Genomic DNA, 25,392 nt, shown 5'->3' on the forward strand with positions numbered 1-25,392 from the left:
GCATCTGCATTAAAGCACACCATTCCTGGAGACTTCAACCTGGTAACCAGAGAAGACGTAGATACTCTGGCCGGCGGCGATGGTTCAGGACGTGTTCAGAGATAATCGATAAGAAATAGAGAAGGGGAGTCATTGGGCAATGACTCCCCTTTTAAAAAACTATGGAGGAAAGTTCAAGATGAGTGACAGACCTTTTGATTTACTGAGCCTTGGAGAATTATTGTTACGCTTGTCTCCAGAAGGTGTGGAACGGCTTGTCCGTGGAGATTCCTTTCAAAAACAGGTGGGCGGGGCAGAACTTAATGTAGCCGTAGGCGCAGCTCTTTTAGGGCTTCATACCGGCGTGGTTACCCAGCTTCCGTTTAATGATATAGGAAATTTTGTAAAGAGTAAAGTCCGTTCCTATGGAATCAGCGATGACTATTTTGTTTACGATAACAGCTCAAACGCAAGGCTTGGGTTATACTATTATGAATATGGAGCATATCCAAGGAAACCCAAGGTCATTTACGACAGAAAGAACAGTTCTTTTGTCCAGATCAGCACCTCTTCCTTCCCTGAGGAGATGTATACGGCAACTACCTGTTTCCACACCACAGGAATCACCCTGGCTTTGTGTGAAAATACCAGGAAGACAGCCATTGATATGATCAAAAAGTTCAAGCAGACAGGAACCATCATTTCCTTTGATGTGAATTTCCGCGGCAATCTCTGGACAGGAGAGGAAGCCAGAGCATGCATTGAAGAGATTCTTCCCTATGTGGATATTTTCTTCTGCTCAGAAGAAACGGCAAGACTGACCTTTAAGAAGGAAGGGACCGTTAAGGAGATGATGAAGAGCTTTACGGAGGAATATCCTATTTCCGTTGTGGCTTCCACCCAAAGGATCGTGCACAGCCCCAAGAGCCATACCTTTGGCTCCGTGATTTACGATGCTTCCAGAAAAGAATATTACGAGGAAGAACCATACCACAACATTGATGTTGTTGACCGGATCGGCAGCGGAGATGCTTATATTGCAGGTGCTCTTTATGGACTTTTGAGCAGCGGAGGGGACTGCATGAAGGCGGTCCAGTACGGCAATGCAACCGCAGCTTTAAAGAATACCATACCAGGAGATCTTCCTACTTCAGATTTAAGTGAGGTTAATACCGTTATAAAAGACCATAATGACAAGGGACCTCAGAGCGAGATGAGCAGATAAAATAAATGTAATACCGGCAGATGAGGCAGGATTTCCAGGAATCCTGCCTCATTTGCATATCCAATTCTGTGATTGACAAATTACAGCTGCAGGGCACAAATCCGGCTTTCCTATTTAAACCTTTAAATATATAAAATCACTAATAAAAAATGAATTATATAAAATTTGATTAAAATATTGACAAATAAATAAAAAGGATATATATTAAAGTTGTACATAATAGTGTATATTTTTTTATGAATTTAATTTAAACGATTAAATAGATCGTCTATGGCTGATGGATATCAATACCAATCGGCCTATATTAAAAAAAGTTATTTAATCGTTTAAATAAAAAATAAAATAATTTATTGGAGGGTTTATTATGGGAAGAAAGAAATTACTGGCATTGCTTCTGTCAACAGCTGTGGTATGTGGTTCATTAGCCGGCTGCGGCGCCAAGGGAACAGAAAAGCCGGAAGGGACTGTAGCCGGAAGTACTGAGACCAAGGCAGGGGAAAGCAGTAAGACAGATTCAGCCGGAGCAGGAAAGAAGGTAACCATTGCGGTCTGGAATGAGCCGAGTAAAGACGAAGCTCTTAATATGTATTTACAGGCTGAAAAGGCAACAGGTATTGACGTGGAAGTGACAGTGATCCCGGAAAGCGATTATTCCTCTAAATTGAACCAGATGGTTTCAACCGGGAATGATTCCGTTGACATCTATGTGATCTGGGAAAATGACATTGCTAACTTTGCCCAGGTAGGGGGAATTATTCCCCTTGATGATCATCTGGCCAAGTCCACAATTAAAACGGATGATTTTATTGATGCGGTAGCAAAGCTGTCTGAAGGCCTTGGCGGCACTTACGGTTTGCCATGGTGTGCGGCTACGGAAGTCCTGTATTACAACCAGGAAATGTTTGATGCAGCCGGCATTGCCTACCCGACGAATGACTGGTCTTATGCAGATTATAAGGCGGCTGCAGAGAAGCTTACCAAAAAGGCGGCTGACGGCAGGACAGAGGTATATGGAAGCACTCTTCCCAATACCCAGACCTGGTGGGCGGGGATCGGCGGTGCAGGAGATCAGGTTTTTGACCCGGCCAAGGGCCAGATGGTGATCGGTGACGGTGCGGTTTCTTTTGTCTCTGATGTGGCACAGATGGTCAAAAACGGCACCATGCCGGAGCCTTCTTCCGATACTGCAGATCTTTTTGCAGCCGGAAAAGCGGCTATGAGCTGGCAGGGAAGCTGGAATATCGGAACTTATGGCGGCGGTCTTGCCTTTAACTGGGATATAGCCTCAATTCCTACCGATAAACTGAAATATAACACGCTACATACCGGTTTTTACAGCATTAATGCAAATAGTAAGAATCAGGATTCCGCGTTCAAGGTAATTGAATACCTGATGGGAGAGGAAGGGCAGGCCATTAACTCTAGGGCAAGCGGCAATCCTTCTGCAATCAAATCCATAGCAGAAAAAGGTGACTGGAAGGTGGAGAGCGTAACTACAATAGAAAACTGGGACGCCATAACAGACTCCTTAAAAGCCGGCGTATTTGGATATACATGTTTACCCTCCGGTGTGACCAACAATGCGGTCAGTGAATTTAACTCAGCAGTATTAGGACAGAAAACTCCGGAAGATGCGGTTAAGAATGCTTCCCAGTATGCAAAGGAGACGATTGGCTATTAAGCTTTCATAAGGCCAGATGAAATCATTAAGCCAGGTACAGGAGCGGCCGCAGATCAGACGGAAAGCGGAAGAGAAGCGGCCGCAAAGGATAGATCATTTGTGCCTTTAATCGAAAGGATCGTGAATGCTATGAATAATGAGAAAAGGAAGCCGAAAATCAAGAAGAAGCTTATGAATCATCTGACTGCATATGCTTTTTGTGCCCCATGGTTTATAGGATTTATATGTTTTACCTTATTTCCCATCGTTTTTATGTTTGCAGTGAGTTTGACAAACCGGAAATTAAACGGCATTTCAAATTTTGTAGGATTGGCAAATTACGTAAATATGGTTCAAAGCCCTACCTTTTGGAATTCCATAAAAGTGACCTTGTTTTTTACGGTTGTTATGATGGTGGTAACTACGATCTGGGCAGTGATTCTTGCTATGCTGTTGAATTACAAACAGAAATTAAACGGCATATTCCAGTTCTGTTATTTTCTTCCCTCCGTTATACCGACGGTTGCACTGGCGTATACATTCCGCACCATTTTCGGAAAGGAGGCAGGTCTTTTAAATGCCATAATTTCACAGCTGACTGCAAGAAATGTCATGGTGAACTGGCTGTATGACAAACGCACCATTTATCTTGCTGTATTTTTTATTACCTTGTTTACATACAACACCGGACAGATGATGCTGATCTTCCGCTCAGGCTTAAATGATGTTCCCAGGGAACTTTATGAAGCGTGTGACATTGACGGTGCAAGCCCTTTCCGGAAGTTTTTCGGCATAACGCTTCCCATGATCTCCCCTATTGTGCTGTTTAATGCGGTTATGGGCTGCATCAGCGCGCTTAACGGTTCCTTTGCACTGCTTTATCCGTTGACAGGGGAAAGCGGGGATCCTAACGGGATGACCCAGGTTTTAAGCCTTTTGATCTATAAGGAAGCTTTCAGCAATATGAAGGTAGGATATGCCTGCGCCCTGTCGGTGGTTCTGTTTCTGATTGCCTGCGGCTTTGGTATCGGCATATTTGCAGTATCAAAAAAACTTGTCTATTACGAAACTTAAGGAGGATCCCATGAATTCAGCAAAAGCAAAGAAAAGGGCAGGCAGGATTCTGATTTTTATTTTTAAGATTCTTGTTGCTGTTATCATGTTTTCTCCAATCATATGGGTGTTTTCGGGAGGTTTTAAAAATTTAACAGAGTTCACCACCTCTTCTGATATTATCCCTAAGAATGTGACCCTGGAAAACTTTAACTACATTTTCTTTCATTCCAACTATTATTTATATGTACGAAATACCGTTTTATTAATGGCAGGAACAACGCTGGGGACTTTAATATCTTCTTCCTTTGTAGCCTATCCTCTTGCAAGAATGGAGTTTCCCGGGAAGAACTTAATATTTTCATTGATCGTGGGAACGATGATGATTCCGGGTATTGCACTGATTATTCCCCAGTACATTATGTTTGGGAAGATCGGCTGGCTTGATTCCCTTTTCCCCATGATCGTCCCGTCATTTTTTGCTTATCCCTATAATGTATTTCTTTTCCGGCAGTTTTTCCGGTCTATCCCAAAGGAGCTGGATGAGGCAGCAACCATAGACGGCTGCAGCAAGCTGGGCGTGTTTTTTAAAGTGCTGATGCCTCTGTCAAAATCCACCTTTACCACAATCGGCGTGCTGTCCAGTGTATTCTGGTGGAATGAGCTGACCCAGCCGGTGTTCTATATTAACAGTGACAAGTGGAGAACGCTGACCATTGCATTAATGACTACATTTATGTATACTTCTGGTAATGCATTCGTTATTAACTGGCCGTCAATTATGGCAGCATCATCTCTTATGATTCTGCCCCCAATGCTTCTTTACCTGTTTGGTTCCAGATTTCTGGTTGAAGGGATCAAAACTTCCGGTTTAAAAGGATAGGGAAATGGGCTGCCATGAAGTGATGGATAAAGGAACGGAAAAAGAGGAAAGAGGGAGTATGACCATGACATTAAAAGAAATTGCTTCTATGGCCGGTGTATCCGTAGCAACGGTATCATATGTGCTCAATAATACGGCTCAGGTTAGTGAAGAGACAAGAAAACGGGTAGAAAAGATCATAAAGGAAACAGGATACCGGTCCAATATCCTGGCGAAAAGTCTTCGGACCAATGAATCGTTCTTGATCGGAGTGATTGTTGAAGACATTACTGTCTGGCATACGGCCCATATCATTGATGGGATCAATGAAATTGCAGAAGCTAGAGGATATAATACCATCTTAAACAATTTAAGGCTTCTCAGCAAGATAGAATCCCAGTTTGAACATATTTCAAATTTTCAGAAGGACATCGACAAGGCGGTGGATGTTTTAATTGGAATGCAGGTGGATGGCATTATTTATGTGGGGATGCATGACCGTAAAATAAGCCATGTGCTTCATGATATAAAAAAACCGGTGGTATATTGTTACTGCTATACGGATGGGGAAGGATCCTCGGTCCGCTACAGCAACGAGAAAACGGTTTATCAGATGACACAGATGTTAATAAGCAATGGACACAAGGAGTTTGGGGTGATCAACGGGCTTAAGGGATCAGAGCCTGCTGCCCTCCGGTTTAAAGGCTTTCAGAGAGCCTTGGACGAGGCAGGGCTAGAATTAAAGCCCGAGAACATTGTATGCGGAAACTGGAAGTACCGGGAAGGAAAGGAGGCAGCCGGAAAGCTTCTTAATAAAAAGAACTTTCCAACTGCGATCGTAGCGATGAACGACGATATGGCAGTGGGGGTTTATGACGCTGCGAGAGAGCTGGGACTTAAAATTCCAGACGACATTTCAGTAACGGGTTTTGACAATGGAGATATTGTCCAGTATGTGACTCCAAGAATCACCACAGTGGAAAGGCCTCTTCAGGAAATGGGATACCGTTCCATGGAGCTGTTGCTGGAAAGCATTCATGGAACCAGTGTGGGAGATGTAAACATCACCCTGCCCTGCGCCCTGATCGAAGGAGAGTCGGTAAAGAATCGGAACGAATCTGCGGTTTATGAATAAAAACTAATTGCTGAGTGAGGAAAAGATATGGAAGCTGGTAAGTTGACAACAGTGGATTTAAAAAGCATTATAATCAATGATCCATTCTGGAACAGATATATTGATCTGGTGGATAATGTTATATTACCCTTTCAATGGGAGCTGATCAATGATCAGGTAGAAGGGGCCGAAAAAAGCTATTGTATCAGAAATTTCCGGATTGCCTGCGGCGATGAAAAGGGAGATCACAAGGGCATGGTATTTCAGGATACGGATGTTGCCAAATGGCTGGAAGCCGCCGCCTATTCCCTCGCAAAAAAGAAGAATCCGGAATTGGAAGCCGCTGCTGACAGCGCCATCGATTTAATTGCCAGAGCCCAGTGTGAAGATGGATATTTGAATACGTATTACACAATTACAGGCAAAAGGCGGTGGTCTGACCTGTTTGAAGGTCACGAGCTTTACACCGCAGGACATATGATCGAAGCGGCAGTTGCTTATTATGAAGCAACGGGCAAGGAGAAATTTCTTCATGTGGTTTGTAAGTTTGCCGATTACATGTGCAAGGTATTTGGCAGGGAAGAGGAGAAAATCCATGGCTATCCGGGGCACCCGGAAGTGGAGCTGGCCCTTGTAAAGCTTTACCGGGTGACAAAAATGACAAAATATCTGGAATTGGCTGATTTTTTTGTACGGACCAGAGGGGAAAGACCTTGTTATTTTTTAAACGAAGACTGTATCAAGAATCAGAATTTCATCTTTCCGGAATTTAAAGATTTTGACCTGGATTATAACCAGTCCCATATGCCATTGAAGGAACAGGAAACAGCGGAAGGACATGCGGTGCGGGCAGTTTATTTATACAGCGCCATGGCTGACTTGGCTTATGAATATCAGGATAAAGAACTGTTAAAACAGTGCGAAACCCTGTGGAACAATATTGTGGAAAAAAGGATGTACATCACCGGAAGCATTGGTTCTGCATCCTATGGGGAGAGATTTACCACGGATTATGATCTGCCGAACAATTCAAACTATTCGGAATCCTGCGCCACAGTGGGGCTTGCCATGTTTTCCAACCGGATGTTTCGGATCACAAGGGATGGAAAATATATGGATATAGTAGAAAAGGCATTATACAACACCCTTTTGGCGGGAATCGCCCTGGATGGAAAGCATTTCTTTTATGTCAATCCTTTAGAAGTGGTTCCGGAGATCGCAGAGAAGAATCCGACGTACCGCCATGTGAAAACCACAAGGCAGCTTTGGTTTGGCGTCGCCTGCTGTCCGCCTAATATTGCAAGGACCCTGGCTTCCCTTGGCAATTATATGTATGCTTCCGAGCAGAACACGGTATACGTGAACTTATTTATCGGCAGCAGGATTCAAACCGGCCTGTCCTCCGGCCGTGTGGAGCTTCTACTCAGTTCTGATTATCCGGTAAAAGGCGATGTAACACTGGAGATCATTCCGGAAAGAGACGGACAGGAGTTTACCGTAGGGATCCGGAGACCGTCCTATTCCGGCAAAGCAGAACTAAGTGTCAATGGTGTTAAGGAAGCCGTTTGCCTGGAAAAAGGATACATATACTTAACTCGAAAATGGAAGGCAGGAGATAAGATCACAGTGGTTTTTGATGTTTCTTTCCGCTTTGTAAGATGCAATCCCAGGGTACGTGACAACATCGGGAAGGTCTGCCTGATGAAAGGGCCTATGGTGTATTGTCTTGAGGAAGCGGATAACGGCAAGTATCTGGCTTCAGACATCATGGACAGTTCGGTGCCGCCTAAGGAAGAGTTTGACGAATCACTGCTTGGCGGAACCATGTGCGCCGGACTGGAAGGCATACGCATTGATTACTCCAGGGTAAGTGATTCCCTCTATGAGGAAGAAAGACCTTCTTATATTAATGATACGTTTAAAGCGATTCCTTATTGCTGCTGGAATAACCGGGGCAAGGGTGAAATGATTGTGTGGATGCGTGAAAAGTAATTATGGGCAATAAAAAAGAAGATCCGGCAAAGGTAACAGGCCGGATCTTCTTTTATTGTAATAATAATCATTATCTAATTTCCGCATTCAATGCTGATCTCATTGAATTTATCTAAAATGTGTTCCACATCCATGTTGGACTTTTCGTCCCCTTCTGTATCAATGATGGCATTTCCCTGATGCATCATCAGCAGGCGGTTTCCATATTCTACGGCATACCGAAGGTTATGAGTGACCATAATGGTGGTCAAATGCTTTTCCTTTACAATCTTATCTGTCAGCTCCATGATGTTCTCGGCAGTTTTCGGATCCAGGGCAGCGGTGTGCTCATCCAAGATCAGGAACTCAATGGGAGTCATGGTGGACATGAGAAGAGCCATGGCCTGCCTCTGGCCGCCGGAAAGAACGCCCACCTTTACGTGCAGCTTATCCTCTAAGCCAAGGCCCAGGAAACGAAGCTGCTCCCTGTAATAGGTTATCCGCTGCTTGTTGGTGCCGGGAAGAAGATTAAAGGGCTTTCCCTTGGTATCAGCCAGAGCCATATTCTCAAGGATGGTCATATTGGGGCATGTGCCCATAGCCGGGTTCTGGTAGACTCTTCCGATCCGGCGCTGGCGCTTAAATTCCGGCATGTTGGTGATGTCGACGCCGCCTACAAGGATAGAACCGCTGTCCAAAGGAATGCTTCCGCAGATGATGTTTAGCATGGAAGTCTTACCGGAGCCGTTGCTTCCTACCACAGATACGAACTGCCGGTCTTTAATGGTAAGATTAAAATCCTGGAACAGGCACATCTCATTGACCGTTCCCTGGTTGTAGTATTTATTGATGTTTTGAAGTTCAAGCATGTTGTTTCACCTTCTTTTCCCTGCCGTTGCTGAGCACCAGAATAGCCAGGAACAGCACTGATGTGATCAGTTTTAAATCCGATGCTTCCATTCCAAGATAAATGGCAAAGGACACGCAGGCTTTGTAAATGATAGAGCCGATAATGACTGCGGTGGTGGATTTCACAAACCCGACCCGTTTAAACAGCTTTGTTCCAATGATTACATTGGCTAGACCGATCACAATGGTACCCGTTCCCATACTGATTTCAAAAAAACCTTTTTGCTGGCAGTATACGGAACCGGCCAGAGCAGCCAGGCCGTTTGCAATGGCAAGGCCGATGATCTTTACCATGCCTTTGTCCTTGGCAAGAGAGGTAACAAGGGTTTCATTGTCACCCACAGCTCTTAACAAATAGCCGGAACGGGTCTTTAGATAATGATCAAGCAAAAGCTTAACGATCACCACGATGACCGCTAATATAATCACAACGCTGATATCTGCAAGCTTCCCGGGAAACAGTCGGTTTACAAAACTGTTTTCAAAGATGGAATCATTATTAAAAAATGGGACATTGGACTTTCCGGCTACCCTTAGGTTCACAGAATAGAGGGCAGTCATGACAATGATACCTGACAGAAGATCCCGTACCTTCAATTTAACATGGATGAAGCCGGTGATGCATCCGGCCAGGGCACCGACGGCAAAGGCAATAAATAGCGTTGCCACCGGGTTTATTCCGGCCAGGATCATGGTAACGGTAATTGCGCCTCCCAAAGGGAAGGTTCCATCCACAGAAAGATCCGGAAAATCCAGAATCTTATAAGTGATGTAAACGCCCAGCGCCATAATGGCATAGACCAGGCCTTCTTCCAAAACGCCAAGTATGATTGACATGGTTTAACTTCCTCCAATTATATTCCTAGTATTTAACTTAAGCAGGTAGGTTCGCGTATTGCGGATATCCGATTGACTACTAGTGGGCAATCTCTGTAAAAATTTCAGCAGCGGAACCGGTAAGCTCTGAGGGAAGGGTAATCCCCAGGTTCTCGGCAACCTTTGAATTTCCGTAGAATGCGGCTTCCTTGATCACTTCAAAGTTGATTTCGCTTGCTTTTGCTTCACCCTTTAATACCTTTGCGGCCATTTTACCGGTCTGCCTGCCTAAATCCACATAATCAAGACCAATGGAAGCCAGACAGCCGATCTTTACCTGTTCTACTTCACTGCCGAATACCGGTATGTTTTTCTTTCCGGCCTTATCCAGGATCAGCGGAAGAGAGCTTACTACGGTGTTATCCGTTAAGTTGTTTAAGCAGTCAACCTTTTCCAGAATGCTGTCAGTTGCCAGGGGGATATCAGCAGTTGCGGACACCGGGCCTTCTACAATTTCAAAGCCATAGGAAGCGGCTGCAGCCTTATATTCCTTGATTGCTGTTTCTGAGTTTACCTCACTGGTGCTGTAAAGGATGCCGATGGTCTTAGCATCGGGAAGAATCTTACGGATCATTTCCAGTTGTTTTTCCACTGGAAGCTTATCGCTGGTTCCGGTGATTTCTCCGACCGGAGTTCCATCCTCATTAGCCAGAGCTGCTGCGACCGGATCTGTAACTGCCGTGAAAATGACAGGAACGTTGGCTTTTTTTGCTCCGCTATAGGCAGACTGAGCCATTGGGGTAGCAATGCCGCAGATCAAATCCACTTTTTTTGAAAGGAAGTTATTCACGATCTGGCTTGCGGTCCCTCCGTCAGCCTGTGCATTTTCATACATGACGGTTAAGTTTTTCCCTTCCTCGATCCCTTCTTCTGCAAGGCCCTGTAAAAAGCCTTCCCGGCAGTTATCAAGGGAACCGTGCTCTGCAAACTGTCCGACACCGATGGTATAGGCTGTGCCGTCTGAAGCATTATCAGCCTCAGTACCAGAAGATGCCTGGGTTGTGGAATTATTATCAGCAGGTTTTTCCGGAGCTGCCTTGGAAGAACAGCCGGAGAGTGCGGCAGCTGCCACAGCAGCCAGTAACAGGGTTTTGATCGATTTTTTCATAATATTTCCTCCTTAAGATGGTTTCCGTTGACAAGAAGAGGGAACGGATATCCTGAAAATAAAAAAAGTCCCAAGTACGCAAAAAAACGTACTTGAGACGAATCATACAATCCGCGGTGCCACTCAAATTGACTTTATTAAAGCCCACTTTTCATATACTAACATATATGCCACGAGAAATAACGGTTGTGGTCTCCGTCAGCCCCTACTGGAACAATGGTTCGGGGCCGCCCTCAAAAGTCCATTCAGCTATCAGCTTTATACCGCACTCGCACCAACGGCGGCTCTCTGAAATATTGCCTGGAAAGCTTACTCTTCTTTTTCAACGGTTTATTTTTATTTCATTTAAACAGTATATTAATACGTCTGTATGGATTTGTCAACTGTTAATTAGAAAAAGTCAGAAATTGCCTGTCTGCCCAAAAGGAGTGGCAGCAGGGTTTCGTTAAGCACCTGACGGTTGTTTTTTTACTTCCCCTGGGTTACAATGGAGACAAGGAATTCCTGGCCTGACTGCCGGTAAGTTCATATGTCACATATGGATGGGAAAGGTGATAACCGAGTTTTTCCGCTAAAGCTACAGAACGTAAGTCATGAGCGTCCCAGCTTGGATAAACATTTCGTTCCAGGCATTCAAGAATCAATTTGGCGCCGCATACTGTCGCTAGTCCCTTGCCTCTATAATCCGGTCTTGTATCGATTTCTATTTCAATACCATTATTATAAACAGCATAAGGGGAGGCGCCTGCCACCAATTCACCATTGTGTAATATTGATACACCGAATGCCCGGCGCTGATAGTCATCATAATCGTTAAACTGAGAACATAAATCCACGGACCATGCTTCCTTTCGGGCTAAATCATATACTTCCCTGTCGATCATCCGAAGCTCATAACAATCATCGAGGGAATTAATGAAAGAAGCCAGTCTTGCTTTATCAAAAACATCTGGTTCCTTTTTAATTGCATAGCGAAATATTTTGTTTACTCGCCCATCAAAAAAATTCCCGATCAGTGCTTCCCAAGTATTATCTTTCGGTATGAGCAGCTTTTCTCCTTTTATATCATGAAATAGGGCGGTATTTGGCTGGCCTGCGAAAAAACAGAAATCACCGATTTCAATCATTGCAGACGCGGGATTTTTTTCATTATCTAAGACAATATTTCCCATATGACCCTGCAAACATGACCATATTAGAGCTTCTTCCCAATCATAAAACATGGCTGCAACATTGCTGTGCATTTTAATCACCTTACTTTCTGACCAAAGCTAATATAAATTATTTTTATATCAACTTACATTGTTATCGAAAAATTATACTATATAAATTAACTTTCATCCATACATTTCTTTTCTTTTGCCTGCTGAGGAAATTTTACTTTCTGAAAGTGGAAGCTATTTTTTAAATCGATTTGGGAAAAGGATTTATGAGAAAACGGCCAATAGCAATCCTGTCAGAGCGAATAAAAAATCAATAGGTTATAAGAATTTGCGGACTTTCTATACAGATAGTAGCCAAGCTACAACCATTACATCTGCAACAACCTTCGTGTATTCAACAAATTATAAGGATTAGGTGAGAACTATGAGAGACAAACTAATTGGTATGTGGGGGTATATTTTAATAATAGCGGGGATGATACTTGCAGAAAGAAAATCAACCGGCGCTGCATGGGGAAATATAATCAAATCTGAATTTTGGACAATAATTCTTGTGGTGATTATAGGTATTATAACAGAAGAGGCAGTTAAATATTATAAAAGAAATAAAAGATTGGGAAAGAAATAAAAGATTTAGAAATAAAAAAATCATTGAGTCAGATCATCAAATTCAGGCCGCTATATCTTATGGCAGCCTGAATACTTTTCTTATTGTAAAGTGAAGAGATGGCTTTAAATTAAAAATAATTCTGCAAAAATGTGAAGAAAAATAATATGCTTATAAGTGCAAATGTGTTAAACTATAAACACTATTCATTATCGGAGGTTTGTCCATGAAAAAGTTGTTAATCGTAGTAGATATGCAAAGGGATTTTATCGACGGCTCCCTGGGAACGCCGGAGGCGGTGTCTATCGTTCCTAAGGTAAAAAGAAAAATAGAGGAATATCAGGCAGCAGGAGATGAGGTGATCTTCACCCTGGATACCCATGAGGAGAATTATCTTAATTCCCAGGAGGGGAAAAAGCTTCCGGTCGTTCATTGTGTCAGAGGAACTGCCGGATGGGAGCTTGATGATTCCTTAAAGGAATTTCAGGGAATACGTTTTGAAAAAAACACATTTGGAAGCTCAGTGCTTGGAGAATATGTGACAGAAAGAGAATATGAATCCATTGAACTGGTGGGTTTATGTACGGACATCTGCGTAATTTCCAATGCCCTGCTGGTCAAAGCTTTTCTTCCTGAGACTCCGGTGCTGGTGGACTCCTCCTGCTGTGCGGGTGTGACTGTAAAAAGCCATGAAAATTCACTGGAGGCTATGAAGATGTGCCAAATCGAAGTTTTATAGAATCAATAAAAATACCGGGTTGAACTTAAGTTCTCCCGGCATTTTTGTAATCAGACATAAATGCATGACTGGTCTGTTTTATTTCATCAATCTCTCTAAATCCTGATAAAAGCCCGGATAAGAGATATTCACGCATTCTGCGCCTAAGATTTCTGTTTCCCCTTCCGCACAAAGCCCGGTCACTGCAAAGGTCATGGCGATCCGGTGATCCAGCTTGCTGTCTATGACAGCACCGTGAAGAGGCTTTCCGCCTTTGATGATCATGCCATCCTCTGTTTCCCTGGCGTCGGCTCCCATGGCAGTTAAATTCCTCACCATCACCTCAATACGGTTGGATTCCTTTACCTTTAATTCCGCCGCATCCTTGATGATCGTTTCACCCTCTGTAAAGCAGGCCATGGCTGCGATCATGGGAAGCTCATCGATGAGAGTAGGGATGATGGCTCCGCCGATAGTAATGCCGTGCAGAGAGCCGGATTTTACCAGAATATCCGCAGTAGGTTCCCCGGAATCCGTATTTACCTCCAAGAGAGTGATATCTGCTCCCATATCCCGGCAAACGTGAATGATCCCGTCCCGGGTTGGGTTAATGCCTACATGCTTTATCAGTATTTCTGAATCCGGAATCATCAGGCCTGCAGCAATAAAGTAAGCAGCAGAAGAGATATCCCCCGGAACAACGATCTTATTCCCGTAGAGTTCCTCGGCGGGAGCGATGCAGGCGGTGGTTCCTTCTGTTCTCACGTTGGCTCCAAAATATTTCAGCATGATTTCCGAATGGTTTCTGGATACATAAGGTTCCGTCACCTTTGTCTCGCCCTCTGCATACAGTCCGGCTAATAGTAGGCAGGATTTTATCTGGGCGGAAGCTACCGGGCTTGTATAATGGATGCTGTGAAGCTTTTTACCGGTTATGGAAAGAGGAGCGCAGCCATTTTCCTTTACGCTCTTTATGTCAGCCCCCATTAAGGATAACGGCTCCATAATGCGCTTCATAGGCCGTTTTTGAATGGATTCGTCACCGGTTAAGGTTACGTCAAAATCCTGGGCAGCCAGAAGACCCGAGATCAGGCGGGTGGTGGTTCCGCTGTTCCCGCAGTCTAAGATTGTATCCGGTTTTTTTAAGCCCCGGAGTCCATTGCCATGGACAATGACAGTGTCATGGTGGTTTTCAATCAGAATTCCCATTTTCTTAAAACAGGAGATGGTGGAAAGGCAGTCAGCTCCCTGGAGAAAGTGGCTGATTTCCGTGGTTCCTTTTGCAATAGAACCAAACATCACGCTGCGGTGAGAGATGGATTTGTCACCTGGTATGGTTAGTTCGCCCTTTAAAGGGGAGGCTTTTGTGAATTTCATAAGAATCCTCTCTTTTAATTTGAAATTAAATCGTAGTGATACCGTTCCAGCTGTTTCCATGCGTTGTCCATGGTTTCTTTGTCATAAAACGCAATCCTTAAAGTACCCTCTCCGTGCTCCCGGTTGTGGTTGATGCCGATGTTCTTAATGCTGATGCCCTTAGCGGCCAGGATGACGGATAAGGTGGAGATAGCGCCTACTTCGTCAGCCATATCCACCGTGAAGGAATAATCCGGAGCAATGAGGCCCGGTACCTTTTCTGAAAAAGAGTTGCGGTAATCCCTGGAGGTTTCAAATAGCTGGTAAATCGATTGTTTGTCATTTGCCTTAAGCTCACCCAGGACCTGACTTAAGGAGGCAATATAGCGTTCCAGGATCACAGAAAGATTCTGGTTGTTTGTCATACAGATCTGTTCCCACATTTCCGGAGAGGAAGAAGCGATTCTTGTAATGTCCTTAAAGCCTCCGGCAGCAAGCCGTTTCATAAGCCCTTCTTCATTATCGGAAGCCCCTACAAGGTTCACCAGACTGGAGGCTACGATATGGGGCAGATGACTGATTGCTGCGGTGATAAAGTCATGCTCTTCATAATTGAGGACGAGGGGAATGGAGCCGATCATGTCTGCGATCCGCACCAGACGGCTTACTTGTTCCTCTGTAGAAGCCTGGGTAGGAGTAATGATATAATAAGCATTCTCAAGCAAATGGTCGGTAGAGTTCTCATATCCGGTCTTTTCCGAACCGGCCATTGGGTGCCCTCCCACAAACCTGCTTTCCATGCCAAGACGGCTTACTTCCTCATGAATATCCGTCTTGGTGCTTCCTACGTCGGTAATGATGGCGCCAGGCTTTAAGAAGGGCTGGATTTCTGACAAATACTTTGCGTTGTACTCCACAGGAGTACAAAGGAAGATAAGATCGCATTCCCGGAGTTCTTCTCCGATTCCGTCTAAGATGACATCAACGATCCCGTCTTCCTTTGCCTGCAAAAGCCTGGAACGGGTGCGCATGTAGGCCATGATTTTTGTATTCGGTTCTTCACGCTTGATCCCTCTGGCGATAGAACCGCCGATGAGACCAAGCCCGATAAAGGCAATGGTGGCATCGCTCATTAACATGTCCTCCCCGCAAGCTTGGCGTAAGGTTTTAATTCATCGATCAAATTATCAAACTGTTCAAAGGTCAGAGACTGTGGGCCGTCGGACAGGGCGCAGGCTGGGCATGGATGAACTTCCACGATGATCCCGTCAGCACCTACTGCTATGGCAGCCTTGGAGATCGGCTCAATATAAGCCCGTACTCCGGTGGCGTGGCTTGGGTCAATGATGATTGGAAGGTGGCTCTTAGCGCGGATAACCGGTACGGCACTGATATCCAGGGTGTTTCTGGTAGCGGTCTCGAAGGTACGGATCCCCCGTTCGCAAAGCACGATATTTGTATTTCCTTCAGAAGCGATGTATTCTGCGGCATTCAGCCATTCATCAATGGTAGCGGACAGGCCTCTCTTTAACAGAACCGGGATGCCAGCCTTTCCTGCTTCTTTTAAAAGCTCGAAATTCTGCATATTCCGCGCACCGATCTGGATCATGTCCACATATTTTACGGATGTTTCAAGAGCCCGCAGGCTTGTGACTTCGCAGACAATGTTAAGCCCGGTGGCTTCCCTTGCTTCTTTCATGTATTTCAGACCTTCCTCTTCAAGACCCTGAAATGCATATGGAGAGGTTCTGGGCTTATAGGCTCCGCCGCGCAGGAACTGGGCGCCTGCTTTTTTTACTGCAAAAGCAGTTTCAAGTACCATATCGTGATTTTCTATGGCGCATGGACCTGCCATTATGGTGAGATGGCCTGGTCCGATTTTTGCATTTCCAATGGTTATAACGGAATCTTCCGGATGAAATTTTTTATTCACCAGCTTGTAGGTTTCGGTCACGGCAACGATCTTGTCAACACCTTCTAACATCTCGATGTTTGCGCCCTGGAGTTTCGTCTTATCGCCTACAACGCCTACGATTGTTACTTCTGTCCCTTTTGATAAATGAGCCTGAAGTCCGTTTGATTCGATTAAGTCTTTTATTTTACCAACAGCTTCCTCAGAAGCGTTAGGCTTCATAATAATGATCATGTTTTTTATGTCCTCTCTTTTGCAAATATATCCCCCATTGTAATCCATTGCAGGAAAGTTGTCAACGCTTTTACACGTTAAACTTCGACGCTTTAACGCAAATTATTATCTGGAAAGGGATTCAGGTATATATAGCAAAGCATAATAGTGGAATACTTGAAGTATTAGGTAAGCTGCCGCATGTGGCACTGGTAGAGTATATGGCCCATGTTGCAATAAGGATTGTTCAGCTTCAGGAATTGGGATCGATGATGAGCGGGTCGTGAGCATTGTGAATATGAAACTTGAACGGGAGTTTATGCGGATACGTGAAGCGATTTAAACCCGTATTTGATGAATTAATGAACATTGGAAACTTAATATTGATAGTTGGTTTTTTGCCAGAAATCAGGAATTGGGATTTTCGGAAGGAGGACACTATACTAGCATCAATCGAAGCGCAGAAGAAAAGGAACTCTATTTAGAGTCCCTTGATTCACGGATTGCATTCTTCACTGCTTTTTTAATAACAAAATACAAAATCAAAAAGAACAATATTGGGCCGACAATTATAAGTAAAAGATTGATAAAAGTTACAAATCCGTCAAATAGTAAATTGGTATCCATAGTCTGCACCTCCTTATACATCATCAAGTATACCATTATTATGGTAAATGATGAATAGAAATTTGGGAGGTAAGCGGCTGAATCAGTAAAATTAGATTTTACAGAAGTAAGAAACCTAACTATGGTACACGACAAGAAGCTGATTGTAAAGGTTAAATGATTCCACTGTAAGATCTGCCAGGAATGCATAAAAGGCGTTGGAAGGCTGATACCTAATTGGAGGTAATTCTAGGTTTAGGACCTTCACCCGGAGGCGTATAAAATGGATCAATATAATCGCTATTTGTTGCGGTTTTCGAACGATGATCTGTATGGGTGGCATTTTTATTACTAGCATTATTGTCTGCAGCACTACCCTGTTTGTTGGAAGATATATCTTTGCTGTTCAAGATTGATGCTCCTTTCGCTTTTTAGTAGTGTCTGCAGAACAAAAAATAATATGCAAAATGTTAAAGATTTAGCTCAATGGATCAGGAAGGAATGAGCGAATCCCAACTTGCTTAATCGAATCCATGATAATGAGTGATGGTTAACACTTTCAGTTGCGGGAGCTGAGTCCCATATTTGCCGGCGTTAACCAATCAACCTCGCTTTTACTTTTGTTTTTGGTACTGAAACGGTACTATAAAATTCAACAGGTGAAATATAAATGAGATTTATGATAAGAAAACATAATAAACAATACATAAAAACGCAAAAATAAGTCTTAAAAATAATTTGGAGTTGTGTTAGAATAAAACCATAACAGCAGAAGCAATAGTTTTTCCGCGTGTAATGAACCTGCGGCCGGGCAGCGAGTCGCTGCCGGGATTTTCATGGTTTAGAGAAAGGCCGTAATCTGCTGCGAAGTACTTCCGCACATTGCATGTGCCTGCGCCTGCGGCTAGTACATCTTCGCATCTTACGGCATCATGTTTGTATTGCTTCTGTTGTTTTTTGGGGAATAAGATAGAGTTTCAGAATATAACTACGATGGAGGAGCCGATGTATCAGACAGATTTATGGAAATACTGCACGAAGGAGTATTGCAGGGACATGCTATTATCTTTCCAGCTTCTGGGGAATACCAGCTGGCCGGACCAGAAGGTAATGGCATGTCTTTATGCGTTCAGCAATCATACAGAACGCCATTACCGCACCGTCCGTATTCCAAAGAGAGACGGAAGGCAGCGGAGCCTCATGGTACCGGATTATATGCTGATGAGAATACAGAGGAATATCCTGCATCATATCCTTTATGGGTATGAGGTCTCCAGCTGCGCCACCGCCTACCACAAAGGTGCAGGAGTGGTGTCCAATGCCATGGTCCATAAAGGAAAGCATGTGGTTGTGAAGCTGGATATCAAAGATTTTTTCGGCAGCATTTCATTTCCAATGGTTTTAAAAAGCGTTTTTTCCGTCCGGTATTATCCTCCTGCAGTAGGAACCATGCTGACTGCCTTATGCTGCTGCAACGATTTTCTGCCTCAGGGGGCTCCCACTTCGCCTGCGGTTTCCAATCTGGTTATGAAGCATTTTGATGAATCCATAAATAAATGGTGCGAAAATAAAGGGATTTCCTATACCAGGTACTGTGACGATATGACGTTTTCCGGTGATTTTAACCCGGACATGGTCATCCGGAAGGTCTCCGGCTATTTAAATTCCATGGGGTTTGAACTGAATGAAACAAAGACCAGGATTCTATACCGCAACGGGAGACAGGCGGTCACAGGAATCGTGGTCAATGAAAAACTGCAGGTTTCCCGGGATTACAGAAGGAAACTGCGGCAGGAGATTTTTTACTGCCAGAAATATGGGGCAAAGTCCCATCTGGAGAGGAACGAAAGTGCTGCGGGAATTCCGGAGAATCAGTATCTTCTTTCTCTTTTGGGAAGAATACAGTATGTCCTTTTGGTAAATCCTGAAGATCAGTGGTTTCAGGAGGCGGAACAGAAGCTTTTGGCTGTACTTGGGAGGAAATCAGAATAATGGATGCAAATAAAAATATAACCCTATTGATTGCGGACGATGAAGCGGCGATCCGCAATGGGTTGTCTACGGTTGTGCCCTGGGAGCAGTTTGGCATTACCATCGTGGGCACTGCAGAGGACGGCAGGGAGGCTTATGAAATTATTAAGGCCTGCAATCCGGACATCGTCATTACCGATATCCGTATGCCGGGCATGGATGGGCTGCAGCTGATGGAACGGGTAAAAAATGAAAAGCTGCAGACCAATTTTATAATATTAAGCGGATATGGGGATTTTAAGTATGCGCAGAAGGCAATTCAGCTGGGGGCTAAGAATTATTTTTTAAAGCCCATTAAGATTGATGAACTGGTGGCGGAGATCAGACAGCAGAAAGAGGAGATCCTCCAGTCCAACCATATCCATTCCTATTCTGCCTATTTAAATGTCAAGTCTGAGCCAAAAGAAAAATTCTTAAAGAGACTGTTAAAGAACGAATTTTATTCCTATGATGAGATAAAGGATGAAATCAGCCGGCTGGAACTTAAATTAAATAACAGCCCTTTCCGGGTCATGGTTTTTTCCATTCAGGGGAAAGAGGACGGGGAACAAGAGGATGAGTTCCAGCAGATCAATTATCTGATGGATATTGTGAGCGAAGAACTTCAGGGAACCAGATACGAATTTCTTATCTCAAGCTCCAGCGAGCTTTTGACGATCATCCATACCATGCAGCCGGGAGATTTGCCTGTGAATCACCGTTTCCTTGCGGTCCGGTGCTTAAAACGGGTGAACCGGGATTCCACTATGGACTTAACGATCGGAATCGGTAAGGAAGGAGCCTCGCTTACGGACTGCTCCAATTCCTATAAAACAGCCCTTATGTGCCTGTCCTACAGCTTTTATGAGACGGATCATAAGATCTTCGACGAGAGCATCCTGTGTACTGCGCCGCCGCCTGCAGCAGCGAATCAGGTGGATTATAATAATCTGATGTATTCGATTGCCATGAACCGGACGGAGCAAATAAGGGAGTTTTGCCGGGAATATTTTTCCAAACTTCTTTATGTGCCCATGCCCCCGCCCAACTATATCCGCGGAATGTGTATTTATCTGATCACGGATATTCAGAAGGAACTGGGAAGCGGAAAAGAGTTTTCCCAGGCGGAAGTCATCCTCCCCATTAATACCATACGTACCTTTGAAGAACTGAAGGCTTATATGGAGGATTTTCTGGAAGCGTGTGCCGGAAAACAGGGATCCGGAGGGAACGGGCCGAAGAACCAGATCATTCAGGCTGCGGAGTATTATATCAAATCCCATATGGGAGAAAAGATTCTGGCAAAGGACGTGGCAAGGCACGTAAATCTCAGTGATGTTTATTTTACCAGCTATTTTAAATTAAAGACGGGAATCAATTTCAGGGATTATGTGATCCGGATCAAAATGGATCATGCCAAGGGACTGATGGAGCGGATGCCGGATATGCCGGTGGCGGAAGTGGCCGCTGCAACCGGCTACGACGATTATCGTTCCTTCTACCGGGTATTCAAACAAAACACGGGTGTCTCTCCTTCGGATTACAATAGAAACAGTGGAAAAACACCGTGATTTGGAAAGGCAGATATGATAAAACGGTTAAAAGAAACGGTTTTTAAATTTATTGGAGACAGGAAGATCGCTTCCAAGATCCGGATTTGCATGTTCAGCATCGACATCATGCTGACCATTTTTATTTGCATTTTTGCAAGAGGTTATTTTAACAAGCTCTATTATGAAGAAGTGGAAATGCAGATGCAGGATACCATGAATGTGATCTCGGAATCCTTAAATAACATGTATGATACCTTGCTTACCAATGTAATCAGCTTTGCTTCCACCCCTGCCATACAAAGGGTGGTTGTAAGCGGCCGGGATGAGAACAACTATTTAAACCAGGAAGGGGTCCAGGTCCAGCTCATCAACCTTATAAGCAGCAACAGCATGATTGAGTCGGTGTTTATGGTCAATAAGGATGGAACCTGCAATACGGTATATGCTTATGGGGTGAGACCGGAGAAAAACTTATCCGATTTCCTGGCTGATTATGGAACCATTGATGAGATCACCTGGCTTCCTAACTGCCAGAGCCCTTTTTTGCAGCAGCAGGACGTGATTCCCATTGTGATTCCCTTATCAACGCTGATTCCCGGTGATAATGTGGTGATCACCACAAAGGGAGAAGAAGTTGCCACCAGACTGGTGGTCCTGTTAAATCTGCAGAAATTTCAGAGCAGGCTGTCCTTATCCAATGCCAATTATTTTGAACGCTCTTATTTTGTGGTGGATTCCAAGGGCAATAACATCAGCCTTAAAAATCCCCAGTCCATGAGAATGGTGTTGGAAAGCCTGGATTTTATCCAGGGAGTAAAGGAAAATAATAAGGATACCCAGATCCGCCAGATTGCGGATTTGACGGATAATGTGGTTTATTCCCAGATGCTTCCGTTTTCGGATCTTCAGCTGATCAGCGTTCTTTCCAAAGAATCTTTAAACAGGAAGATCGCTGCCATGAATCAATTCATCGTCTTAATGGGCGGAGCCGGTCTGATCTTTTCTGTGGTATTTTCCGCTCTTTTGTCTAAGTTCATCACCTCGCCTCTGGAACGGCTTATGGAGAGCATCCGGCAGATCAAGGAGAATCAATACGACGAGCCATATGAAACAAAATACGATGATGAAATCGGACAACTGAATGCAGCGGTCAATTCCATGCACAGTACCATCCAGTCCCAAATCAGCCAGATTAAGGAAGATGAGCATGAGAAATACCAGCTGGAGATACAGCTTCTGGCAGAACAGATTAATCCTCATCTGCTCTACAATACGCTGGAAGGCATCAACCTTGAAGTGCTGAACAACCACACTCTGGTGGCGTCATCCATGATCAATAACCTTGGGACCTTTATGCGGATTGGCTTGAATTATGGGGATGAGCTTATCATGGTCAGGAATGAAATCGCCCATGTGGAAGCTTACATCAATATCATGAACCACAGGACCAATAAGTCCATTTCCTTCCAGTCCTATGTGGAGGAGGAGCTTAGAGAGTACCGGATTCTCAAATTGATTTTACAGCCCCTGGTGGAAAACTCCATCAAGCATGGCTTTCGGGATGAGAAGTGGGGGGAGGCGGTGTGCATTCCTTCTATTGATGTTCATTTTTACCGGAAAGAAGAGTGGATCTACATTGAAGTCACTGATAATGGCTGCGGCATTGATATAGATAAAGCCCGTGACACCATTTACCGGAATGAACCGGCGGGCGGCCATCATATCGGGCTTCATAATGTTTATACAAGATTAAAAATCTATTACGGAGAAGCGGAGATGGATTTTCAGACCATTCCATATTACAGGAACAGTGTGGTGATCCGCATTCCCGGAAAATAAGAAGCATAAGTGAGGTATCCCAAATGCCGGTGAAAGGCCTGCGGGATGCCTCCTTTTATGTTCGTTTGGCTTACTGCAGCGGCACAATGTTTAAAAGTGTTACATTAAACATGGAAAATGCCATGTCATAATAAAACTGAAATGGTTAAAATAAAAGCATCAAGGCAAATACGTTATGATAAGTTTGGAAAGGAGAAAGTTATGAAAAAAAGAGCTTTAAGTTTTATGATGGCAGGAGTTCTGGCTGCTGCTGCACTTACGGGCTGTTCCGGTGGAGGAGGTACGGCCGGCACAACTGCAGCGCAGAATCAGGCAGAAGGGGAGGGCACAAAAGCCGCTTCAGCAGGGGAAACCGTGATTAAGGTCTGGACCAATGACCGTCATGACTCTGAGTACGTGGATCAGAAGATCAGCGAATTCAATGAGACCAATGACAAGGGCATCAAGATCGAGATGACTGTGGTAACAGACGATTACGCCAATATGCTTTCCATGGCATATTCCTCCGGCACGGCGCCTGATATCGCAGGGATCAGTGCAGGACAGAGCGGCTTTGATTTAAAGACCTTTGCAGATGCAAAAATCCTGGAGCCGTTAAATGATAGAATTACAGATGCTGATTATGAGAAGGTGACTGAGGCCAGCAAGCTTCAGTATGAAGGAATCGACATGATCGATGGCAATATATACTGGATTCCCACGGGCATGAGAAGCGGTGTAAGAATGGAGTACAACAAGGCTTTGGTGGAAGCCGCAGGCGTTACCGAATTCCCGGATACCTTAGATGGTGTCATTGATCTGGCTAAGAAGGTAACGGAAAACGGCGGTGGGAAAAACTACGGAATTGCCTTTACCTCAAGTGTTCCCTTCATCAGATGGATTGAAGGAACTTCTGAGACAAGCGGTATCTACCGTTATGACTATAAGAATGGTGAATTCAATTTTGACGGTTACAAACCGGTGATCGAAAAGAGCAACCAGTTCTTTAAGGATAACAGCGTTCTTCCAGGATCCGTATCCCAGGGCGTAGACGCCATGAGAGCACAGTTTGCAGAGGGTGCATTTGCTCTCTGGGGCAATGCATCTCAGGAAGCAGGCGTGTTTACCGACCAGTTCCCGGTTACTAAATTTGATTGGGGAGTATCCACCGTTCCGACTCTTGACGGAGAAGTAAAGGGCGCTTTAACCATTCAGCCTCAGAAGGGGTACATGATGCTTTCTTCTTCCAAGAATAAAGACGCTGCATGGGAAGTCATTAAGTTCTTTTCCAGCGAAGATTTCTTAAAGGGCTACCTAGAGGGCGGCTATTGCCTTCCGATCTCCGGCTATATGAGCGATGCGATCGACTCCTCTAAGACCGGCAGACTGGCGGATTTCAAATTACAGGATTACGAAAGTGTATATCCGGCAGTACCGGCCGTTGCTATTCAGGGTGATGATTATATAGCAACTCTCTGGAATGCGATCTTAGGAAATGTCAGTGCTGATGATGCGATCAAAGATTTAAACAAGAGATACAACGAGGCGCTTGACAATGATGTAAGCATGGGTAAGATTAAGAGACTTATCATCAAGGACTTTGACCCGATGCATCCAAATGCAGGAACCATTGAGTACTTAGACAAATAAGTGCAAAGAGCAGAGGGGCTGTTTTTAGACAAACTAAAAGCAGCTCCTGTTTTAAAGAAAGGTGATACGACTCATGAAAGAAAAATTAAGCGTTGCGGAGCGATTGAAACGGGCAGGCAGCAGGGGGGATTTTGCTTCTGTTTTCATGCTGCTTCCGGCAGTGTTTTTGCTGGTGGTAATATCCATCTATCCTTTCTGCTGGCTTTTCCGATATATTTTCTATGATTACAACGGATTTACAGCTTACTATATAGGATTTAAAAACTTTACCAGAATGTTTCAGGATGCCATTTTCTGGCGCAGCGTCCTTCATACCTTTGAATATGCTGTGATGAAGTTAATCATCATCCTACCCTTATCCCTGCTGCTTGCTGTTTTGCTGAATCAGAAGATCAAGGGAAGCGGAATCTTCCGTGGGATTTATTTTATGCCTACGGTCATAAGCTCCGCCGTTTACAGCCTTATCTTCGGTTTTATATTTGCCGTATACAACGGCGTATTGAATGCTTATCTGCAGAAGCTTGGAATGATCCATTCCCCCATTGACTGGCTGGGAAGTGCATCTATCGTTATGATTTCCATTATCATCGTTGCGGTGTGGGGCGGATTCGGAAACTATATGATTCTGTTCATGTCAGGTCTTTCCAGCATTTCGGAAGAAATATACGAAAGCTGCAAGATGGACGGGGCAAATGGGGTACAGTCATTCTTTTATATCACCCTGCCCATGCTGAGCCCTGTGTTAAAGGTTATCTTAATGCTGGCAATTACTACTGCGCTGAAGGATTATGAATCGATCCTTGTACTTACCAATGGAGGACCAAACAGCAGATCTGAGGTCATGTTCACCTATATTTATAAGCTGATATTCGGTTCGCAGACGACGCCCCAGATCGGTTATGCAACCGTACTCAGCATTATGGCGGCTCTTATTATCGGCGTGATCACAGCCGTTTACATGTATCTTGCAAGAAAACTGGATGATGTGGTTTAAGGAGGCAGATATGGAAAAAACACATACCGTATATT

The 25,392-nt window shown here is 44.3% G+C and carries 22 protein-coding genes and 1 other annotated feature; of the genes, 13 read left to right on the forward strand and 9 right to left on the reverse strand.

What is annotated here, in order from left to right:
• Nucleotides 1–178 precede the first annotated feature (178 nt).
• The 6 genes from RT269_RS23735 (at nt 179) to RT269_RS23760 (ending at nt 7,885) form a co-directional block, all read left to right on the forward strand.
• Nucleotides 179–1,204: a sugar kinase gene (locus RT269_RS23735; RefSeq protein WP_100307486.1), complete on the forward strand. Its 1,026-nt coding sequence runs from the start codon at nt 179–181 to the stop codon at nt 1,202–1,204.
• Nucleotides 1,205–1,568: 364 nt separating this feature from the next.
• A complete protein-coding gene (locus RT269_RS23740) occupies nt 1,569–2,885 on the forward strand; it encodes an ABC transporter substrate-binding protein (protein ID WP_313186338.1) in 1,317 nt (438 codons plus the stop codon).
• A 99-nt stretch (nt 2,886–2,984) separates the two neighbouring features.
• Complete coding sequence (locus RT269_RS23745) at nt 2,985–3,938, forward strand: carbohydrate ABC transporter permease (protein ID WP_313186340.1); 954 nt, start codon at nt 2,985–2,987, stop codon at nt 3,936–3,938.
• 10 nt (nt 3,939–3,948) lie between these two features.
• Complete coding sequence (locus tag RT269_RS23750) at nt 3,949–4,800, forward strand: carbohydrate ABC transporter permease (protein WP_313186342.1); 852 nt, start codon at nt 3,949–3,951, stop codon at nt 4,798–4,800.
• Between the two features lie 64 nt (nt 4,801–4,864).
• Complete coding sequence (locus RT269_RS23755; protein WP_313186344.1) at nt 4,865–5,914, forward strand: LacI family DNA-binding transcriptional regulator; 1,050 nt, start codon at nt 4,865–4,867, stop codon at nt 5,912–5,914.
• A 27-nt stretch (nt 5,915–5,941) separates the two neighbouring features.
• Nucleotides 5,942–7,885 carry a glycoside hydrolase family 127 protein gene (locus RT269_RS23760; RefSeq protein ID WP_313186346.1) on the forward strand — a complete coding sequence of 648 codons (1,944 nt, stop codon included), beginning with the start codon at nt 5,942–5,944 and terminating at the stop codon, nt 7,883–7,885.
• A 74-nt stretch (nt 7,886–7,959) separates the two neighbouring features.
• On the opposite strand, the gene RT269_RS23765 is transcribed toward RT269_RS23760, so the two are convergent.
• The 4 genes from RT269_RS23765 to RT269_RS23780 form a co-directional block, all read right to left on the reverse strand.
• Complete coding sequence (locus tag RT269_RS23765) at nt 7,960–8,733, reverse strand: ABC transporter ATP-binding protein (protein ID WP_313186347.1); 774 nt, start codon at nt 8,731–8,733, stop codon at nt 7,960–7,962.
• Nucleotides 8,726–9,610 carry an ABC transporter permease gene (locus RT269_RS23770; protein ID WP_313186349.1) on the reverse strand — a complete coding sequence of 295 codons (885 nt, stop codon included), beginning with the start codon at nt 9,608–9,610 and terminating at the stop codon, nt 8,726–8,728. The genes RT269_RS23765 and RT269_RS23770 overlap by 8 nt, the downstream gene beginning before the upstream one ends.
• Nucleotides 9,611–9,689: 79 nt before the next feature.
• The gene (locus RT269_RS23775; RefSeq protein ID WP_313186351.1) at nt 9,690–10,757 is read right to left on the reverse strand and encodes an ABC transporter substrate-binding protein; all 1,068 of its coding nucleotides are present in this window, start codon (nt 10,755–10,757) and stop codon (nt 9,690–9,692) included.
• Between the two features lie 90 nt (nt 10,758–10,847).
• Nucleotides 10,848–11,092 (reverse strand) — a binding site (T-box leader).
• A 147-nt stretch (nt 11,093–11,239) separates the two neighbouring features.
• On the reverse strand, nt 11,240–12,001 hold the full coding sequence (locus RT269_RS23780; protein ID WP_313186353.1) for a GNAT family N-acetyltransferase: 762 nt from the start codon (nt 11,999–12,001) through the stop codon (nt 11,240–11,242).
• 343 nt (nt 12,002–12,344) lie between these two features.
• On the opposite strand from RT269_RS23780, the gene RT269_RS23785 reads away from it, so the two are divergent.
• Both RT269_RS23785 and RT269_RS23790 read left to right on the forward strand, forming a co-directional pair.
• Entirely contained in the window at nt 12,345–12,548 is a 204-nt protein-coding gene (locus RT269_RS23785) for a hypothetical protein (protein WP_313186355.1), read from the forward strand.
• Nucleotides 12,549–12,753: 205 nt separating this feature from the next.
• Nucleotides 12,754–13,266 (forward strand): cysteine hydrolase family protein, encoded by a 513-nt coding sequence (locus RT269_RS23790; protein WP_313186357.1) that lies wholly within the window; start codon nt 12,754–12,756, stop codon nt 13,264–13,266.
• Between the two features lie 78 nt (nt 13,267–13,344).
• Here the strand turns inward: RT269_RS23790 and aroA are convergent, their stop codons facing one another.
• The 5 genes from aroA to RT269_RS23815 all read right to left on the reverse strand — a co-directional run bounded on the left by aroA (nt 13,345) and on the right by RT269_RS23815 (nt 17,742).
• Nucleotides 13,345–14,622 carry a 3-phosphoshikimate 1-carboxyvinyltransferase gene (gene aroA, locus RT269_RS23795; protein ID WP_313186359.1) on the reverse strand — a complete coding sequence of 426 codons (1,278 nt, stop codon included), beginning with the start codon at nt 14,620–14,622 and terminating at the stop codon, nt 13,345–13,347.
• A gap of 14 nt (nt 14,623–14,636) precedes the next feature.
• Nucleotides 14,637–15,734: a prephenate dehydrogenase gene (locus RT269_RS23800; protein WP_313186361.1), complete on the reverse strand. Its 1,098-nt coding sequence runs from the start codon at nt 15,732–15,734 to the stop codon at nt 14,637–14,639.
• Nucleotides 15,734–16,747 carry a 3-deoxy-7-phosphoheptulonate synthase gene (aroF, locus tag RT269_RS23805; RefSeq protein WP_313186363.1) on the reverse strand — a complete coding sequence of 338 codons (1,014 nt, stop codon included), beginning with the start codon at nt 16,745–16,747 and terminating at the stop codon, nt 15,734–15,736. The genes RT269_RS23800 and aroF overlap by 1 nt, the downstream gene beginning before the upstream one ends.
• Nucleotides 16,748–17,203: 456 nt before the next feature.
• Nucleotides 17,204–17,353 (reverse strand): hypothetical protein, encoded by a 150-nt coding sequence (locus tag RT269_RS23810; protein ID WP_313186365.1) that lies wholly within the window; start codon nt 17,351–17,353, stop codon nt 17,204–17,206.
• Between the two features lie 212 nt (nt 17,354–17,565).
• Nucleotides 17,566–17,742 (reverse strand): hypothetical protein, encoded by a 177-nt coding sequence (locus RT269_RS23815; RefSeq protein ID WP_313186367.1) that lies wholly within the window; start codon nt 17,740–17,742, stop codon nt 17,566–17,568.
• A gap of 595 nt (nt 17,743–18,337) precedes the next feature.
• On the opposite strand from RT269_RS23815, the gene RT269_RS23820 reads away from it, so the two are divergent.
• The 5 genes from RT269_RS23820 (at nt 18,338) to RT269_RS23840 (ending at nt 25,357) form a co-directional block, all read left to right on the forward strand.
• The gene (locus tag RT269_RS23820; RefSeq protein ID WP_313186369.1) at nt 18,338–19,324 is read left to right on the forward strand and encodes a reverse transcriptase family protein; all 987 of its coding nucleotides are present in this window, start codon (nt 18,338–18,340) and stop codon (nt 19,322–19,324) included.
• Nucleotides 19,324–20,913, forward strand: a complete 1,590-nt coding sequence (locus RT269_RS23825; protein WP_313186371.1) for a response regulator — start codon at nt 19,324–19,326, stop codon at nt 20,911–20,913. The genes RT269_RS23820 and RT269_RS23825 overlap by 1 nt, the downstream gene beginning before the upstream one ends.
• A 15-nt stretch (nt 20,914–20,928) precedes the next feature.
• The gene (locus RT269_RS23830; RefSeq protein ID WP_313186373.1) at nt 20,929–22,734 is read left to right on the forward strand and encodes a sensor histidine kinase; all 1,806 of its coding nucleotides are present in this window, start codon (nt 20,929–20,931) and stop codon (nt 22,732–22,734) included.
• A gap of 201 nt (nt 22,735–22,935) precedes the next feature.
• Nucleotides 22,936–24,363, forward strand: coding sequence for an ABC transporter substrate-binding protein (locus tag RT269_RS23835; protein ID WP_313186374.1), 1,428 nt, complete (start codon nt 22,936–22,938; stop codon nt 24,361–24,363).
• A gap of 73 nt (nt 24,364–24,436) precedes the next feature.
• A complete protein-coding gene (locus RT269_RS23840) occupies nt 24,437–25,357 on the forward strand; it encodes a carbohydrate ABC transporter permease (protein ID WP_313186376.1) in 921 nt (306 codons plus the stop codon).
• The last annotated feature ends 35 nt before the right edge of the window (nt 25,358–25,392 follow it).

Origin of the sequence: Lacrimispora sp., from assembly GCF_032078915.1 — a bacterium.
In the GTDB taxonomy this organism is placed as follows: domain Bacteria; phylum Bacillota; class Clostridia; order Lachnospirales; family Lachnospiraceae; genus Lacrimispora.

Excerpts from the sequence above, each read along its gene's own strand:
- RT269_RS23820 (WP_313186369.1), top strand. The coding sequence starts at position 18,338 with ATGTATCAGACAGATTTATGGAAATACTGCACGAAGGAGTATTGCAGG.
- RT269_RS23840 (WP_313186376.1), top strand. The coding sequence starts at position 24,437 with ATGAAAGAAAAATTAAGCGTTGCGGAGCGATTGAAACGGGCAGGCAGC.
- RT269_RS23830 (WP_313186373.1), top strand. The coding sequence starts at position 20,929 with ATGATAAAACGGTTAAAAGAAACGGTTTTTAAATTTATTGGAGACAGG.
- RT269_RS23780 (WP_313186353.1), bottom strand. The coding sequence starts at position 12,001 with ATGCACAGCAATGTTGCAGCCATGTTTTATGATTGGGAAGAAGCTCTA.
- RT269_RS23790 (WP_313186357.1), top strand. The coding sequence starts at position 12,754 with ATGAAAAAGTTGTTAATCGTAGTAGATATGCAAAGGGATTTTATCGAC.
- RT269_RS23760 (WP_313186346.1), top strand. The coding sequence starts at position 5,942 with ATGGAAGCTGGTAAGTTGACAACAGTGGATTTAAAAAGCATTATAATC.
- aroA (WP_313186359.1), bottom strand. The coding sequence starts at position 14,622 with ATGAAATTCACAAAAGCCTCCCCTTTAAAGGGCGAACTAACCATACCA.
- RT269_RS23825 (WP_313186371.1), top strand. The coding sequence starts at position 19,324 with ATGGATGCAAATAAAAATATAACCCTATTGATTGCGGACGATGAAGCG.
- RT269_RS23770 (WP_313186349.1), bottom strand. The coding sequence starts at position 9,610 with ATGTCAATCATACTTGGCGTTTTGGAAGAAGGCCTGGTCTATGCCATT.
- RT269_RS23785 (WP_313186355.1), top strand. The coding sequence starts at position 12,345 with ATGAGAGACAAACTAATTGGTATGTGGGGGTATATTTTAATAATAGCG.
- RT269_RS23775 (WP_313186351.1), bottom strand. The coding sequence starts at position 10,757 with ATGAAAAAATCGATCAAAACCCTGTTACTGGCTGCTGTGGCAGCTGCC.
- RT269_RS23765 (WP_313186347.1), bottom strand. The coding sequence starts at position 8,733 with ATGCTTGAACTTCAAAACATCAATAAATACTACAACCAGGGAACGGTC.
- RT269_RS23810 (WP_313186365.1), bottom strand. The coding sequence starts at position 17,353 with ATGGATACCAATTTACTATTTGACGGATTTGTAACTTTTATCAATCTT.
- aroF (WP_313186363.1), bottom strand. The coding sequence starts at position 16,747 with ATGATCATTATTATGAAGCCTAACGCTTCTGAGGAAGCTGTTGGTAAA.
- RT269_RS23740 (WP_313186338.1), top strand. The coding sequence starts at position 1,569 with ATGGGAAGAAAGAAATTACTGGCATTGCTTCTGTCAACAGCTGTGGTA.
- RT269_RS23800 (WP_313186361.1), bottom strand. The coding sequence starts at position 15,734 with ATGAGCGATGCCACCATTGCCTTTATCGGGCTTGGTCTCATCGGCGGT.
- RT269_RS23835 (WP_313186374.1), top strand. The coding sequence starts at position 22,936 with ATGAAAAAAAGAGCTTTAAGTTTTATGATGGCAGGAGTTCTGGCTGCT.
- RT269_RS23755 (WP_313186344.1), top strand. The coding sequence starts at position 4,865 with ATGACATTAAAAGAAATTGCTTCTATGGCCGGTGTATCCGTAGCAACG.
- RT269_RS23735 (WP_100307486.1), top strand. The coding sequence starts at position 179 with ATGAGTGACAGACCTTTTGATTTACTGAGCCTTGGAGAATTATTGTTA.
- RT269_RS23750 (WP_313186342.1), top strand. The coding sequence starts at position 3,949 with ATGAATTCAGCAAAAGCAAAGAAAAGGGCAGGCAGGATTCTGATTTTT.